Source organism: Streptomyces sp. PA03-6a (assembly GCF_033792765.1).
Classification (GTDB): domain Bacteria; phylum Actinomycetota; class Actinomycetes; order Streptomycetales; family Streptomycetaceae; genus Actinacidiphila.
The window spans coordinates 1-15,718 of sequence record NZ_JARAVK010000213.1 but is presented as its reverse complement, the minus strand read 5'-3'; the positions used below and the strand labels follow the sequence as shown (position 1 = coordinate 15,718).

The 15,718-nt window shown below is 73.8% G+C and carries 10 protein-coding genes; 5 read left to right on the top strand and 5 right to left on the bottom strand.

From position 1 onward, the window contains the following. The 3 genes from PV350_RS35415 to PV350_RS35405 all read left to right on the top strand — a co-directional run. A partial coding sequence (locus tag PV350_RS35415; protein ID WP_500337612.1) for a hypothetical protein occupies positions 1-721 on the top strand: 721 nt, incomplete at its 5' end. A gap of 79 nt (positions 722-800) precedes the next feature. Continuing rightward, positions 801-2,594, top strand: a complete 1,794-nt coding sequence (locus PV350_RS35410; RefSeq protein ID WP_500337611.1) for a glycoside hydrolase family 3 protein — start codon at positions 801-803, stop codon at positions 2,592-2,594. 101 nt (positions 2,595-2,695) lie between these two features. Continuing rightward, a complete protein-coding gene (locus PV350_RS35405; RefSeq protein WP_500337610.1) occupies positions 2,696-3,316 on the top strand; it encodes a hypothetical protein in 621 nt (206 codons plus the stop codon). Between the two features lie 7 nt (positions 3,317-3,323). Here the strand turns inward: PV350_RS35405 and PV350_RS35400 are convergent, their stop codons facing one another. From PV350_RS35400 to PV350_RS35380, 5 genes are all read right to left on the bottom strand, one after another. Beyond that, positions 3,324-4,733 (bottom strand): S28 family serine protease, encoded by a 1,410-nt coding sequence (locus tag PV350_RS35400; protein ID WP_500337609.1) that lies wholly within the window; start codon positions 4,731-4,733, stop codon positions 3,324-3,326. A gap of 135 nt (positions 4,734-4,868) precedes the next feature. Continuing rightward, entirely contained in the window at positions 4,869-8,648 is a 3,780-nt protein-coding gene (locus PV350_RS35395; RefSeq protein ID WP_500337613.1) for an ABC transporter ATP-binding protein, read from the bottom strand. Between the two features lie 277 nt (positions 8,649-8,925). Continuing rightward, a complete protein-coding gene (locus PV350_RS35390; RefSeq protein ID WP_499511984.1) occupies positions 8,926-10,533 on the bottom strand; it encodes a thiamine pyrophosphate-binding protein in 1,608 nt (535 codons plus the stop codon). Beyond that, the gene (speB, locus tag PV350_RS35385) at positions 10,530-11,492 is read right to left on the bottom strand and encodes an agmatinase (RefSeq protein ID WP_499511985.1); all 963 of its coding nucleotides are present in this window, start codon (positions 11,490-11,492) and stop codon (positions 10,530-10,532) included. The genes PV350_RS35390 and speB overlap by 4 nt, the downstream gene beginning before the upstream one ends. Positions 11,493-11,544: 52 nt before the next feature. Next, positions 11,545-13,017, bottom strand: a complete 1,473-nt coding sequence (locus PV350_RS35380; protein WP_499511986.1) for a sodium:solute symporter family protein — start codon at positions 13,015-13,017, stop codon at positions 11,545-11,547. 128 nt (positions 13,018-13,145) lie between these two features. Here PV350_RS35380 and PV350_RS35375 point away from each other — a divergent pair, with 128 nt between their 5' ends. Further along, entirely contained in the window at positions 13,146-14,642 is a 1,497-nt protein-coding gene (locus tag PV350_RS35375; RefSeq protein ID WP_499511987.1) for a PucR family transcriptional regulator, read from the top strand. 103 nt (positions 14,643-14,745) lie between these two features. Continuing rightward, entirely contained in the window at positions 14,746-15,555 is an 810-nt protein-coding gene (locus tag PV350_RS35370; protein WP_499511988.1) for a phosphatase, read from the top strand. The last annotated feature ends 163 nt before the right edge of the window (positions 15,556-15,718 follow it).

Sequence of the window (15,718 nt, the reverse complement as noted above, 5' to 3'; positions counted from 1 at the left end):
CACGCGCGGGGTGCCCGCGGTGCACACGGTCCTCGACGGCGAGCGCGACCTGGGCCGTTTCCCCGGCTACTTCATGAAGTCGGCGCCGCAGATCGCCGACGCCATCGCCCAGCGCGCCGCACGGACCGACTTCTCGCGATCGGTCCTGGTCGCCTGGAGCCGCACCACCGGCTGCAACAGCACGAAGGACGCGATCCTCTTCCGCAGCGGCGACCGGCTGGTGCTCGGCCTCGCGCAGACCCCGATGGGCCAGTGCCTGGTCGCCAACCAGGTGGTCGCCGTGTTCGAGGTGCCGCGCGACCGGATGCCGAAGCGGCCGCGCTTCGCGCAGGAGACGGACCCGCGGGCCGATCCGCCCGCCCCGGGGAACACGCTGGCGTTCGGCGGTCTCGAGGACACCCGGGAGCCCGGCGGCCGCCGCAGCACCGAGGTCACCTCGTCCCGGCAGCTCGACGCCTTCCTCGCCGGTCTGCCCCGCAAGGGGGCCGCCGCTCTGCGCGAGCAACTGGCACGGCATCCGCGGCGCGGTGACGAGCGGCGCTTCGGGTTCGTACTGACGGGCTGCCGGCCCACCGGAGTCGTCCTGACCATCGGCCGGCGGGAACTGTCGGCGTCCCCCACCGGGGACGAGACCATCCGCTGCATCCAGACCCAGCGCTACGCGGCGGTGCTCGCGGTGCCGTCCCGGCTCGTCCCGGCACGTGCCCAACTCATTGACTGACAATAACTTTCCGGCTAAGCGTGTCTGCTTGAAGGTTTCTTTCAGCACGCCCCCCACCTCCTGCCGGAAGGAGTCCGTCATGCACAGCAGTCCCCATCCGTCCCGCCGTACGGTGCTCGGTGCCGCCGCGGCCGCCTCCACCGCCCTCGCCCTCGGCGTCCCGGGCACCGCGAACGCGGCCGCGACGGACCGCAGACGCGTCCGTGCGCTCATCGACCGCATGAGCATCGAGGAGAAGATCGGCCAGCTCTTCGTCATGCGCGTGTACGGCCATTCGGCCACCGCCCCCGATCCGGCCGACGTCGCCGCGAACCAGGCCGAGATCGGGGTCTCCAACGCGGCCGAGCTGATCGCCAAGTACCACGTCGGCGGCATCATCTACTTCGCGTGGGCCCACAACACCCGCGATCCGCACCAGATCGCCGACCTGTCCAACGGCATACAGCGGGCCTCCAGGATCCCCCTGCTGATCTCCACCGACCAGGAGCACGGCGCCGTCGCCCGGGTCGGCTCCCCCGCCACGCTCTTCCCCGGCGGGATGGCGCTCGGTGCGGGCGGCAGCACCGGGGACGCCCGGCGGGCCGCGGCCGTCGCCGGGGCCGAACTGGCGGCGATGGGCATCACCCAGGACTACGCGCCGGTCGCCGACGTCAACGTCAACCCCGCCAACCCCGTCATCGGAGTGCGCTCCTTCGGTGCCGACCCGAAGGCCGTCGCCGCGCTCGTCGCCGCCCAGGTGGAGGGTTACCAGCGGGCCGGGATCGTCGCCACCGCCAAGCACTTCCCCGGTCACGGCGACACCGGCACCGACAGCCACTTCGAACTGCCGGTCATCACGCACTCGCTCGAGGAGTGGCGGCGTCTGGACGCGCCGCCCTTCCGCGCGGCGATCGCCGCCGGCATCGACTCGATCATGACCGCGCACATCCTGGTGCCCGCACTCGACGACTCCGGTGACCCCGCCACGCTGTCCCGGCCCATCCTCACCGGCATCCTGCGCGAGGAACTCGGTTACGACGGCGTGGTCGTCACCGACTCCCTCGGCATGGAGGGCGTGCGCCAGAAGTACGGCGACGACCGTGTCCCGGTGCTCGCCCTGAAGGCCGGCGCCGACCAGCTGCTCAACCCGCCGGTCCTGGAGACCGCCTGGCAGGGCGTCCTGGCCGCCGTGAAGTCCGGAGAACTCACCGAGGAACGCCTCGACGAGTCCCTCACCCGGGTCCTCATGCTCAAGGCGCGGCGCGGGCTGCTCGACGACCCGTACGTCACCCACCGCGGCGTGGACCGGGTGGTCGGCACCCGCGGCCACCTGGCGGAGGCCGACCGGATCACCGAACGCACCGTCACCCTGCTGGCGAACCAGGGGGCGCTGCCGCTGCCCGCGCACCGCCGGCTGCTGGTCGTCGGCGCCGACCCCGCCGCGCCCTCGGGCACCGGCGGGCCGCCCACCGCGGTGCTCGGCGCGGCCCTGGCCGGCCTCGGGCACACCGCGCAGGTCCTGTCGACCGGGACCGCACCGGGCCGGGCCGCGATCGACCAGGCGGTCGCCGCCGCGCGGGACAGGGACGCCGTGGTGGTGGCCACGTACAACGTCACCGGGGCGTCGACGGGTCAGATCGCGCTGGTGGCCGCGCTCGTCGCGACGGGCGTGCCGGTGGTGCAGATCGCGATCCGCAACCCCTACGACGTCGCCCGGCTGGACGGGGTGGCAGCCGCGCTGGCCACCTACGGCTGGACGGACGTGTCGATGCGTGCGGCCGCGCGGGTGCTGGCGGGCAAGGTACGGCCGAGCGGCAAGCTGCCGGTGGCCGTTCCTGCGGCGGACGACCCGGCGCGGACGCTCTACCCCGTCGGCTGGGGCCTGCGGTACTGAACCCGCCGCGCGCGGGGCGGCCCCTCCCGGCAACGGGCCACGCCACCTATCCTGCCGAAAACGGGCGACTCGCCCGGGGGGGGGACGGGTGGGGGGCCGCCATGCGCGTGTTGTCCGGGCAGCTCCTGGGTGCGGCATGGCTGGTCGCCGTGCTGCTCGCCGCCTGCTCGCCGGGCGCGGGCGGCACGGGCAGCAGCGCCGCCGGCCCGGACGTCCCGCCCGCCACGCTCGACGCGGTCTTCCTGGACCAGGGGGAGTGCGCGGCCGGCGACCCCGTGGGCTCCTACCGGGAGGTGGCGTGCTCGGACCCGGGCGCCCGGGGCCGGGTCGTCGGCCGGCTGTACGGGCTGCTGCCCGCGTCGCCGTCGCCCGCTCCCCCGCCCACCACGCGGGTCGGCGACCGCTGCCCGCCGACCACGGACTTCCTGCTCACCGTCACCGCCGCCCGTCCCCAGGGATACGCCTGCATGCGCAACCTGAAGGCCCCGCGCCCAGGGGATCCCGGCGGGGGCGGCGGGCCCCGGACGATCGCGGGCGACTGCCTCTACGGCTCCCGGAAGGGACAGGTGAAGGAGACGCCCTGCGACGGGTCCGGGCCGCACGCCCCGCAGTTCCGGGTCGTGGAGCTGGCCCGCGAGCGCCGGTCCTGCCCCCAGGGGACGGCGCTGTACGTCGGGGTGGGCGGCGGGCCGGCGGGCGTGGGATGCGCCCGCCGGCTCTGACACCCGATCAGAAGGGCAGCCGGCCGGCGGCCTCGGTGCTCCGGTCGAGCTTGGCGTCGTAGGCCGCCAGCGGCTTGGCCGCCTCGGGATCGGCACGTACGGCCGCGGGGGCGACACCGGCCCACTCCAGCACCTCGGCGGTGGCCTTCGCCTTGTCGGCCGCGCCCAGCGCGCCGATGACCGCGCCGTGGTTGGCGCCGGGCGCCCACATCACGTACGAGTCGTGCGCCCCCCGCGAGAGGCGGAACGGCTCGGCCCCCCACGGGTCGTTCTGCCCGTAGACGAAGAGCATGCGCTCGGCGTGGTGGCGCACCCAGGTGTCGACGTCGTGCATCGCGCGGGGCTGGAAGCGCATCGGGATGGAACGCGGCACGTAGGAACGCGGCTGGTAGATCCCGGGGTAGCGCAGCAGGCCCTTCAGGTGCGGGGTCGCGAAGGTCGGAGCGCCGAGCTGCGTGCCCGCCTGGTAGTAGTACGGCGTGTAGTACTCCAGGCCCTGGTCGGTGTAGAAGTCGAAGCCGGAGACGGAGTCGACGAAGGAGTAGAGGGCGTCCGTGGTGGCGGTCGCCGCGGGCACGTCCGCGCATTCCGACTGCTGGTGGTACTGCCAGAAGGCCCACACCAGGTCCAGCACCACGTTCTCGTACGCCTTGTCCGCGCTGCCGACGGTGGTGAAGGTCAGCCCGTTGTCGGCGGCGTACTGCTGGTAGCGGGCGACGATCTCGCCGCGGCGGAGAAGTGCCTCGCGCTGCACGGCGTTCAGCCGCGCGCGGCAGTCGGCGGTGCCGACGGTGCGGAAGAAGCGGGTGTAGGCGGAGTCCTCGTCGTTGACCACGTCGTTGGGGGCGACGTAGGCGACGGTGCCGGCCATGTCGTGCGGGTAGAAACGGCGGTAGTACGTGGCCGTCATGCCGCCCTTGCTGGCTCCGGTGGCGAGCCAGTTCTCGGCGTAGATCCGGCTCAGTGCCCGGTGGATGCGGTGCTGGTCGCTGGCGGCCTGCCAGATGTCGAGCTTCGACCAGTCGGCGGGGGCGGGACGGGACGGGGTGAAGAAGCGGTACTCCATGGAGACCTGGTTGCCGTCCACGATCTGCGTCGGCTCGCGGCGGGAGGGGGTCGTGGAGAGGCCGTAGCCGGAGGTGTAGAAGACGGTGGGCCGGTCGGTCCCCTTGTGCAGCACGGTGATCCGCTGCTGGAACGTCCCCTTGGACGGGTGCCGGTGGTCCACCGGCTGCGTGTAGTTGAGGACGAAGAAGCGGTATCCGGTGACCGGCTTCTCCTCGATCAGGCTCATCCCGGGTATCGCCAGGATGCGGTCCTTGATGTCCGGCTCGTCAGCGGTCGCGGTGGCGGCTCCACCGCCGGCGGTGCCTATGAGCAACACCAGCGCCAGCAGCCATCTGAGCGCGTTGCGCATGCCCCCTCCTTCGGGGTTCGACGGGCGTCGCCCGTGAACCTATGAGGAGGAAGTGGCCCGCCGCCAGGGGGCGTTGGGCAAAGAGCGGCGGCCCGGACCACCGGGGTCCGGGCCGCACAAGCGCGAAGGCGGCGCCTAGGCGACGGCCTCGCTGCTCTCGTCCTCGCCGACGAAGGTACGCCACAGCTCGGCGTAGCGGCCGTCGGCGGCGAGGAGCTGCTCGTGCGTGCCGTCCTCGACGACCCGGCCGTGGTCGAGGAGGACGACCCGGTCGGCGCGGGCGGCGGTGGTCAGCCGGTGGGCGACGACCAGCGTGGTGCGGCGTACGGCGAGCCGGTCGGCGGCCCGGTTGACCAGGGCCTCGGTGGCCAGGTCCAGGGCGGCCGTCGCCTCGTCGAGCAGCAGGACGTCGGGGTCGACCAGCTCGGCGCGGGCCAGGGCGATCAACTGCCGCTGTCCGGCGGAGAGGTTGCGGCCCCGCTCGGCGACCGCGTGCAGGTAGCCGCCGTCCAGCGTGGCGATCATGTCGTGGGCGCCGACGGCCCGGGCCGCGGCCTCGACCTCGGCGTCGGTGGCGTCCATCCGCCCGTAGGCGATGGCGTCGCGGACCGTCCCCTCGAAGAGGTACGCCTCCTGCGGGACGACGCCGAGCCGCTGCCGGTAGCCGGTCAGGTCCAGCTCGCGGATGTCCTGGCCGTCGACGAGGACCGCGCCCGAGGTCGGGTCGTAGAACCGGGCCACCATCTTGACCAGGGTCGACTTGCCCGCGCCCGTCTCGCCGACGAAGGCCACCGTCTGGCCCGCCGGGATCCGCAGGTCGATCCCGGACAGCGCCTCGGCGCCCTCCTCGGTGTAGCGGAAGTGCACGTCGCGGAAGGCGATCTCGCCGCGCAGCCGGCCGACGCCGCGCGGGGACCCGGCGGGCGGGGTGGCGGTCGGCGTGCGCAGCAGTTCGCGGATGCGGCCCAGGGACACCGACGCCTGCTGGTAGCCGTCGAATACCTGGGAGAGCTGCTGCACGGGTGAGAAGAACAGGTCGATGTAGAGCAGGTAGGCCACCAGGGCGCCTGCGGTGAGCGTGCCCGCGCCGACGCGGTGGGCGCCGACGATCAGCACCAGGGCGGCGGCGACGCTGGACAGCAGCTGCACGAACGGGAAGTACACCGAGATCAGCCACTGCCCGCGCACACGCGCCTGCCGGTAGGCGTCGCTGCGGTCGGCGAAGCGCTCGGCGCCGCCGCGCTCGCCCCGGAAGGCCTGCACGACGCGGAGTCCGGCGACGTGCTCCTGCAGGTCGGCGTTGACGACGCTGACCCGCTCCCGGGCCAGCTCGTAGGCCTTCACGGACTTGCGGCGGAAGACCCAGGTGGCGACGAAGAGCACCGGCAGGGTGGCGAAGACGATCAGCGCCAGCTGGACGTCGATCACCAGCAGCGCGACCAGGATGCCGAGGAAGGTGAGCACGCTGACCAGCGCGGTGACCAGTCCGGTCTGCAGGAACGTCGACAGGGCGTCGACGTCGGTCGTCATCCGGGTCATGATGCGGCCGCTCAGCTCGCGCTCGTAGTAGTCGAGCCCGAGCCGGTGCAGATGGGAGAAGATCTTCACCCGGAGCGTGTAGAGCACGCGCTCGCCGGTACGGCCGGTCAGGCGCGTGGAGCCCCACTGCGCGCCCCACTGCGCGGCGACCACGGCCAGTCCCAGCAGCGAGGCGGCCCAGACGGCGCCGAGCGCGGCCTGCCGCACACCGGAGTCGATGCCGTGCCGGATCAGGACCGGCAGCAGCAGCCCGGCCAGCGCGTCGACGGCGACGAACAGCAGGCTGAGCAGCAGGGGGCCGCGGAAGCCGCGCAGCAGACTGCGCAGGCCGAAGTCCTTCTCGACGGAGGCCGCCTGGTCCTCGTCGACGTCCGGGGTGTCCAGGGCCGGGGGCAGCGCCGCCACCTGCGCGAGCAGCTCGGGGGTGGCGGGCATCCCGGCCATGGCCGAGGCCATGCCGCCCGGGCCGCCGCGCGCGGCGGCCGGGGAGGGCGCCGACCGCGTCCGCCCGGTGTCCTCGTCGCGGTGCCGGCGGTCCTGCGGCCACAGGGCCGCCGTCACGCCGCCCTCCGCGGGAGCCTCGGCGGCGGCGGGACGTGCCGCCGGGGCCGCGATCGCGCCCTCGCCGGGCCACTCGGTCAGCGGCACGACCTCGCCCGCGGGATCGTGCGTGACCACATCCGAGCCGAGCTCGTCGGGGTCGGTGAGCAGCCGCCGGTACAGCGGGCAGCGGGCCTCCAGCTCCTCGTGCGTCCCCACGTCGACCAGCCGGCCGGCCTCCAGCACGGCGATCCGGTCGGCGAGGGCGAGGGTGGAGCGCCGGTGGGCGATGAGCAGGGTCGTGCGGCCGGCCATCACCTCGCGCAGCGCGTCGTGGATCTCGGCCTCGACGCGGGCGTCCACGGCGGAGGTCGCGTCGTCGAGGACGAGCAGCCGCGGGTCGGTGAGGATGGCGCGGGCCAGGGCGACGCGCTGGCGCTGGCCGCCGGAGAGGGTAAGTCCCTGCTCGCCGACGACGGTTGCGTACCCCTCGGACAGGGCGCTGATGAACTCGTCCGCCTGGGCGTGCCGGGTCGCGGTGAGGATCTGCTCGTCGGTGGCGTCGGGGTGGCCGTAGGCGATGTTGGCGCGGACGGTGTCGGAGAACAGGAAGCTGTCCTCCGGGACGAGCCCTATGGCGTCGCGCAGGGAGTCGAAGGTGAGGTCGCGCACGTCGCGGCCGCCGACGCGGACGGCGCCGCCGGTCACGTCGTAGAAGCGGGGCAGCAGCAGCGAGACGGTCGACTTGCCGCTGCCGGAGGCGCCGACGACGGCGACGGTCTCGCCGGGCTCGACGGTGAGCGAGAAGTCGTCCAGCACGGGACGGGTGCGGTCGTAGCCGAAGCTGACGTGGTCGAACTCGACGGTGGCCGGGGCCTCGCGGGGCAGCTGCCCGGCACCCTCCTCCAGGCTGGGCCGGGTGTCGATGAGCTCGGTGACGCGCTCGACTCCGGCCCTGGCCTGCTGGCCGACGGTGAGCATCATCGTGAGCATGCGCACCGGGCCGGTCAGCTGGGCGAGGTAGGTCGAGAACGCGACGAAGGTGCCCAGGGTGATCTGGCCCTTCACGGCCATCCAGCCGCCGAGCGCCAGCATGCCGACCTGCCCGAGCGAGGGCACCGCCTGGAGCGCGGGACCGTAGCGCGCGTTGAACCTGATGGTGCGCAGCCGTCCGGCGAAGAGCCGCTCGCTGACCGAGCGCAGCTTGGACATCTCCTGCTGCTCCTGGCCGAAGCCCTTCACGACGCGGACGCCGGTCACCGAGCCGTCCACGATCCCGGCGACGGCGGCGGCCTGGCCCTGGGCGTACCAGGTGGCGGGGAAGAGCCGCTTGCGGCTGCGGTCGGCCAGGAACCACAGGGCGGGCGCGACGGCGAGGGCGATCAGGGTCAGCATCGGCGAGAGCACGAACATCACGACGATCGACAGGACGAAGAGCAGGACGTTGCCGATCATCATGGGCGCCATGAAGAGCAGGCCCTGGATGAGCTGCAGGTCGCTGGTGGCCCGGCCGACGACCTGGCCGGTGTTGAGCTCGTCCTGGCGCGCGCCGTCCAGCCGGGTGAGCGAGTGGAACATGTCCGTGCGCATGTCGTGCTGCACGTCGAGGGCGAGCCTGCCGCCGTAGAAGCGCCGCAGGAACGTCATCAGGTAGACCACGACCGCGGCGGCGATCAGCACGGCCGCCCAGGGGGCGAGCGGCTTGTCGTGCTTGACGATGACGTCGTCGATGATCAGCTTGGGGACGAGCGGCACGAGGGCCATCACGGCCATGCCGGCGAGCGAGGAACCGAGCGCGAGGCCCACGTTCCCCCGGTAGCGCCAGCAGTACCCCATCAGCCGCCGCAGCCAGCCCTCGGCCCTCACGGCCTCGCCGGCCTTCGCTTCGTCGTCCTTCGCCGCCACCCGGTGTCCTCCCGTCCCGTCCTTTTCGCCGGAGGATCACAACGCCCTGGAGTGCGGATTTCATCCTCCCGCAACAAAACTACGACGAGGGTCCGACAGCGCCCGGGCGGAGGTCCCGGGACAAAACCCGACGAAACGTTTTCCCCTCGGCCGGAACCGGGCGCCGGTTCACCCCAGGTGCGTCGGCTTCACCCCAGGTGCGTCGGCTTCACCCCAGGTGCGTCGGCGCGAACATCCGCAGCAGCGCGGGGAGCACGACCACGCAGGGGCCGGGCGCCGCGAGGGCGTCCGCGAGGTCGTCCCGGAGCCGCTCGGGGCTCGTGCGGACCGCCGGGACGCCGAAGGCCCCGGCGAGTGCGACGAAGTCCGGCCGGGCCAGCTCGGTGCCGGTGGCCTCGCCGAAGGCGTCCGTCATGTACTCGCGCAGGATGCCGTAGCCGCCGTCGTCGACGATCAGCCAGGTGACGGGCAGGCCGTACTGCCGGGCCGTGGCGAGCTCGGCGATCGAGTACATCGCGCCGCCGTCGCCCGAGACGGCCAGCACGGGCCGGGTGCGGTCCGCGGCGGCCGCGCCCAGCGCGGCGGGGAAGCCGTAGCCGAGGCCGCCGGCGCCCTGGGCGGAGTGCATCGGGCCGGGCCAGGCGGACCAGGCCCAGTAGGCGAGGATCGTCATGTCCCAGAAGCTGGGGGCGTCCTCGGGGAGGGCGTCCCGCACGGCGGCGAGGACGCGCTGCTCCAGGCCGAGGTCCTGGCCGTCGAGGCGCTCCCGGATCCGCTCCAGCAGTGCCGCCACCGCCTCGGGCGCGCCCGCGTCGCGGCGCTCGTCCACGGCCGCGGCGAGCGCGCCGAGCGCGAGCCGGGCGTCGGCGTGGATGCCGAGCGCCGGGTGGTTGGACTCCAGCTTGCCGAGGTCGGCCTCGACCTGGATCACCCGGCCACGTGGGCGGAAGGTGTGGTAGTTCGAGGAGAGCTCGCCCAGCCCGGAGCCGACGACCAGCAGGACGTCGGCCTCCTCCAGGAACTCGGTGGTGTGCCGGTCCTCCAGCCAGCTCCGCAGCGACAGCGGGTGCTCCCACGGGAAGGCACCCTTGCCGCCGAAGGTGCAGGCCACCGGGGCGTCGAGCCGCTCGGCGAGGGCGCGCAGTTCGGCCTCGGCCCCCGAGCGCACGACGCCGCCGCCGGCCAGCACGACCGGCCGCTCGGCGCGGGACAGCAGTGCCGCCGCCTCGGCGATCAGCTCGGCGCGAGGGCGCAGCGGCCGGGGCCCGGCCGCCAGCTCCCCGACCGGCGGCACCGTGACGGGGGCGAGCAGCACGTCCTGCGGGATCTCCACCCAGACCGGCCCGTACGGGGCGGTCAGCGCCGACTCCCAGGCGGCGGCGAGGGCCGAGGGGATCTGGGAAGCGGTGCGGACGGTGTGCACCGACTTGACGATGTCGCGGAACGACGCCTTCTGGTCGGCGAGTTCGTGCAGGTAGCCGTGGCGGCCACCGCCGAGCCCGGCGACCGGCACCTGGCTGCCGATGGCGACGACCGGCGCCGAGGCGGCTGCCGACTCCTGCAGCGCGGCGAGCGTCATCAGCGCGCCGGGGCCGGTGGAGACCAGCAGCGGCGCGGCGCCGCCCGTGACGCGGGCGTAGGCGTCGGCGGCGAAGCCCGCGTTGTTCTCCACGCGCAGGCCCACGTACTCCAGCTTCGAGCGCCGCAGCGCGTCGAAGGCGCCCAGCGCGTGCTGCCCGGGCAGGCCGAAGACCGTCGTCGCGCCGAGCGCCGTCAGGGATTCGACGACCAGGTCGCCGCCGTTGCGCCCGCTCATGCGCGGCCGGCCGCGATCTGCCGGGTCATGATCGTGGTCAGCTCGTACGCGGTATGGGAGGCCGCGACGCTGGTGATCTCGGCGTGGTCGTAGGCGGGGGCGACCTCGACGACGTCGGCGGAGATCAGGTGGCAGGAGGCCAGGCCCCGCAGGATCTCCAGCAGCTCGCGGGAGGTGATGCCGCCGGCCTCGGGGGTGCCGGTGCCGGGGGCGTGGGCCGGGTCGAGGACGTCGATGTCGATGGAGATGTACAGCGGGCGGTCGCCGATGCGCTCGCGCAGCTGCTGGGCGACCTCGTCGGCGCCGCGCCGGTAGACGTCGGCGGACGTGACGATGCCGAAGCCCATCTTCTCGTCGTCGGTGAGGTCCTGCTTGCCGTACAGCGGGCCGCGGGTGCCGACGTGGGAGAGCGCGGAGGTGTCGAGGACGCCCTCCTCCACGGCCCGGCGGAACGGGGTGCCGTGGGTGTACTCGGCCCCGAAGTAGGTGTCCCAGGTGTCGAGGTGGGCGTCGAAGTGGAGCAGGGCGACCGGGCCGTGCTTGCGGGCCATGGCGCGCAGCAGGGGCAGCGAGATGGTGTGGTCGCCGCCGAGGGTCATCAGGCGGGCGCCGGTGTCGAGCAGGTCGTCGGCGGCGGCCTGGATGGTCTCGACGGCCTCGTTGATGTTGAACGGGTTGGCGGCGATGTCACCGGCGTCCGCGACCTGGGCGAGCGCGAAGGGCGAGGCGTCCTGCGCAGGGTTGTACGGGCGCAGCAGACGGGAGGCCTCGCGGATCGCGTTGCCGCCGAAGCGGGCGCCGGGGCGGTAGGAGACGCCCGCGTCGAAGGGCACGCCGACCACGGCGACGTCGGTGGTGCCGACCTCGTCGAGGCGCGGGAGCCGCGCGAACGTGGCGGGACCGGCGTACCGCGGGGTGCGGGAGGAGTCGATGGGGCCGCGCGGTTCGGTGCTGCTCATGGGTAACTGCCTTCTTTCGTACGCTTCGTTGCGCTCTGCTCGCTTTGTGACTTTATCCGACCGGAACGGTCCCCTCGGCGGCCGGGACGGGGGTCCGGCCGGCCAGCCGCTCCCGCCAGGCCGCCAGCACGGCGGCGTCGGTCGGCTTGGTGGCGAGGCTCACCGCGACGTAGACGACGAGGGAGGCCAGCAGGCCGTAGTAGACCGGCTCGTTGGCCAGGACGCCCTTCCAGACCATCAGGCCCACGACGGCCAGGCCGCCGACGGCCACCGAGGCGAGGGCGCCCGCCGCGGTGCCGCGCCGCCACAGCAGACCGCCGAGGATCGGCACCAGCAGCCCGCCGACGAGCAGGTTGTACGCCACGGTCAGCGCCTCGACGACGTTGTTCAGCGCGATGGCGGTGACGATGACGACCACGCCCATGACCAGGATGAAGACGCGGTTGCCCGAGACCTCGTCGTGCGCACCCTCTTCGCCGTCCCTCCCGCGGCCGACCACGCCGCGCAGCCGCGACCAGATGTCGTTGTTGGCCACGGTGGCGCAGGCGATCAGCGCGCCGGAGGAGGTGGACATCACCGCGGAGAGCGCGGCGGCCAGCACCAGGCCGCGCACGCCCACCGGCAGCGCGTCCTTGACGATGGTGGCGAAGGCGTCGTCGGCCGCGGCCAGGTTCGGGTACAGCACCTTGGCGGCGGTGCCGATGACGGCGCCGGCGATCGCGTAGACCAGGCAGTAGACACCGGCGACGGTGCCGCCGAGCTTGGCGATCCTGTCGCTGCGGGCGGTGAACACGCGCTGCCAGATGTCCTGGCCGATGAGCATGCCGAAGGTGTAGATCAGCACGTAGGTGAAGATCGTCTGCCCGCCGATACCCAGGGGCGCGAAGTACTCGCTCGGCAGCTGCGCCTTCATCTCCGCGAAGCCGCCCGCCTTGATCACCGCGATCGGCAGCAGCAGGACCAGCACGCCGAGGGTCTTGACCACGAACTGCACCATGTCGGTGAGCGTGATCGACCACATGCCGCCCAGCGTGGAGTACGCCACCACGACGGCGCCGCCCAGGACGATCGCCAGGGTGCGGTCCATCCCGAACAGGACGTCGAAGATCGTCGCGTAGGCGATCGTCGAGGTCACCGCGAGCATCAGGGTGTACGCCCACATGACGACGCCGGAGATGACGCCGGCCGAGCCGCCGTAGCGCAGGTCGAGCATCTCGGAGACGGTGTAGACCTTCAGGCGGGCGATGCGGGCCGAGAAGAAGACGCTCAGCGCCAGCAGGCCGAGGCCGATGGTGAAGACCATCCAGGCACCGGACAGGCCGTACTGGTAGCCGAGGCCGACGCCGCCGATGGTGGAGGCGCCGCCGAGGACGATCGCGGCCATGGTGCCGGAGTACATCGACGGGCCCAGCCTGCGGCCGGCGACCAGGAACTCGCTCTTGGACCTGGCACGGCGCATGCCCCACCAGCCCACGGCGAGCATGCCGGCCAGATAGCCGATGATCACGGCGTAGTCGACGGCCATGAGCCCTCCTCCATCGGTCGCGCGGGCGGAGCCGCGGGCTTTCCTTTGCGGTGACGATAGGTGGCCGGGAAGAAGCGCTGAAGTGTACGTTTCATCCATCGCACCCGGTCCGCATGGAGGAAACGCACATGACTCCCCCGCGTCAGGACCTGGCGCCGCCCACGCCGCCGATCCCGCTCGCCACCCTGCTCGCCCTGCCCGACCTCGGGCTGCGCCAGGTCGCGGGACCGTCCGCGGCCGACCGGGACGTCCGCGTCCAGTGGGTGCACACCAGCGAGATGGAGGACCCCTTCCCGTACCTGCTCGGCGGGGAGCTGCTGCTGACCGCGGGGGTGCACTTCGCGTCGGCGGTGGGCGCCGGCGCCTACCTGGACCGCTACGTGGCCCGCACGGTCGAGGCGGGGGCGGCGGCGCTCGGTTTCGGTCTCGCCCCGGTGCACGACCAGACCCCGGCGGCGCTGGTCGCCGCCTGCGACCGGCACGGCCTGCCGCTGGTGGAGGTGCCGCCCCGGACCCCCTTCACCGCCGTCGCGCGGGCCGTCTGGCAGGCCATGGGCGAGGCGCGGGTCCGTGAGCTGCGGCACGTCACCGAGGCACAGCAGGCCCTCGCCGCGGCCGCCGGACGCCCGGACCCCGTGCCCTCGGTGCTGCGCAGGCTCGCCGGCCGCCTGGGCGCGTGGGCCGCGCTGATCGCCCCGGACGGTTCCGAGGTGTACGCGGCGGGCACCGCCCCGGACCCGCAGGCGCGTGCGGCGGCGGTACGGCTGGCCGGGGTGGTCCTGCCGGCGCCGGACGCGCACGCGCCCTCCTCGGCGACCGACACCCACGGCGGGACACGCCTGTCGGCGTACGCGCTGGCCGGCGGCACCCCGAGCGAGCGGCCGGCGCTCGTCCTGGTCACGGGCCACCCGGATCCGGGCGACCACGCGGTCGCCAACGTCGCCGCGGTCCTGCTCTCCCTGCTCACCGGCCCGCACCTGGGCAGCGCGGAGGCGGGCCGGTCGGCGGCGCTGGTGCGGCTGCTGCTGGGCGCGGAGCCGCAGGAGGCGGCCCCGCTGCTGGGGCCGGAGTCCCGCTGGGCCGTCGTGCACGCCCGCAAGCGCGGCGGCCCGGCCGGACCGCTGGCGGCCGCCGCGCTCGGCACGGCGCTGGGCACCGCGCTGATCGAGCCGGGCGACACCGTCGTACGACTGCTCCTGCCGGCCGGCCGCGAGGTGACCGCCCAGCCGGGGTGGACCCTCGGGGTGAGCGGCCCGGTCGCGGTGGCCGCCCTCGTCACCGGGGACGGCCAGGCCGCGGGCGCGCTGCGCCGGGCGGTCGCCACCCGTGCGCCGCTGGTGATCCATCGCGGAGCCGGCCCCGGCATGAGCGGACTGGTCACCCCGGACGACGCCCGGTCCAGGGCGCGGGAGCTGCTGGCGGCGGTGGCGGACTCGCCCGCCCTGGTGGAGACGCTGCGCACCTGGATCGGCCTGCACGGGAGCTGGGACCGTACGGCCGTCGCCCTGGAGGTGCACCGCAACACCGTGCGCCAGCGCATCGGGCGCGCGGCGGCCCTGCTGGAGGCGGACCTGGACGACCCGGACGTACGCATGGAGCTGTGGTTCGCGCTGCGCTGGCTGTGAACCCGTGCACCCCGCCGCGGCGGGCTTTCTGACGTCCCGACAGGAGGTAACGGACCGGCGTCGATCGGCGGCCCCCCGCACGCACGTCCGACAGCAGGCGACAATGGGGGTCATGCTGCCCCATGTCACCGTGCCGTCCCGCAAGGCCCTCGCCGACCACCTCGTACGCACGCGCATCGCGGGCGACGTCGCCACCCCCCGCGAGAACAACCGCTCCCACTACCGCAGACTCGCCGAGGGCGACCGCCACTACTGGTTCGGTCTGGAGTTCGGCGAGCGCTGGACGGACGAGGAGGCGGTGCTGGCGGTCATGGCCGAGCGCTGCGGGGTCGTGGCCGACCCCGGGTACCTCATGGGGCAGGACACCATCGACCCCGAGCTGACGATCAGCGCCCTGGACCGGGCCGCCCGGATGCTCTGCAAGGCCGTGGAGGGCGGGCAGCGGGTGCTGTTCGCCACCGGCCACCCCGGCGGCCTGCTGGACGTCCACCGCACCCTGGCCGCGGCCGTGCGGGCCGCCGGCGCCGAGGTCGTCGCGATCCCCGGCGGGCTGTCCACCGACGAGGGCGGCGTCTTCCAGTTCTGCGACGTGGCCATGCTGGAGCGCGGCGCCACGCTGTGGCACACCCACTCCCCCGGCCCGATGGCGGCGGTCCTCGACGCGCTGGCCGCGCAGGGCCGGCCGCTGCCCGACCTGGTCGTCGCCGACCACGGCTGGGCGGGGTGCGCCGGACAGCGCGGCATCGACGCGATCGGCTTCGCGGACTGCAACGACCCGGCCCTCTTCCTCGCCGAGGCGGAGGGCACGGTCTCGGTGACCGTCCCGCTGGACGACCACGTCACCGACCCGCGCCACTACGACGCGATGACCGCCTACCTGCTGGACGCGGCGGGCCTGACCGGCTCCGCATGACAGCGGGCCGCGCCCCCGAGGGGGCGCGGCCCGCCACTCCCGACGGGCCCCGGGCCGCCGTCCTTCCGGCGACCCGGGGCCCGATGTCGACAGGCCGGGACCTTCGCCCCCGCCCTTGGTCCGCGACATGAGAACCCCCGTTCCCGTCACTTATACACATTTT

Bases quoted from the DNA above. Each gene is read 5' to 3' on its own strand.
- PV350_RS35410 (WP_500337611.1), top strand. From the start codon at position 801: ATGCACAGCAGTCCCCATCCGTCCCGCCGTACGGTGCTCGGTGCCGCC.
- PV350_RS35405 (WP_500337610.1), top strand. From the start codon at position 2,696: ATGCGCGTGTTGTCCGGGCAGCTCCTGGGTGCGGCATGGCTGGTCGCC.
- PV350_RS35400 (WP_500337609.1), bottom strand. From the start codon at position 4,733: ATGCGCAACGCGCTCAGATGGCTGCTGGCGCTGGTGTTGCTCATAGGC.
- PV350_RS35395 (WP_500337613.1), bottom strand. From the start codon at position 8,648: ATGGGGTACTGCTGGCGCTACCGGGGGAACGTGGGCCTCGCGCTCGGT.
- PV350_RS35390 (WP_499511984.1), bottom strand. From the start codon at position 10,533: ATGAGCGGGCGCAACGGCGGCGACCTGGTCGTCGAATCCCTGACGGCG.
- speB (WP_499511985.1), bottom strand. From the start codon at position 11,492: ATGAGCAGCACCGAACCGCGCGGCCCCATCGACTCCTCCCGCACCCCG.
- PV350_RS35380 (WP_499511986.1), bottom strand. From the start codon at position 13,017: ATGGCCGTCGACTACGCCGTGATCATCGGCTATCTGGCCGGCATGCTC.
- PV350_RS35375 (WP_499511987.1), top strand. From the start codon at position 13,146: ATGACTCCCCCGCGTCAGGACCTGGCGCCGCCCACGCCGCCGATCCCG.
- PV350_RS35370 (WP_499511988.1), top strand. From the start codon at position 14,746: ATGGGGGTCATGCTGCCCCATGTCACCGTGCCGTCCCGCAAGGCCCTC.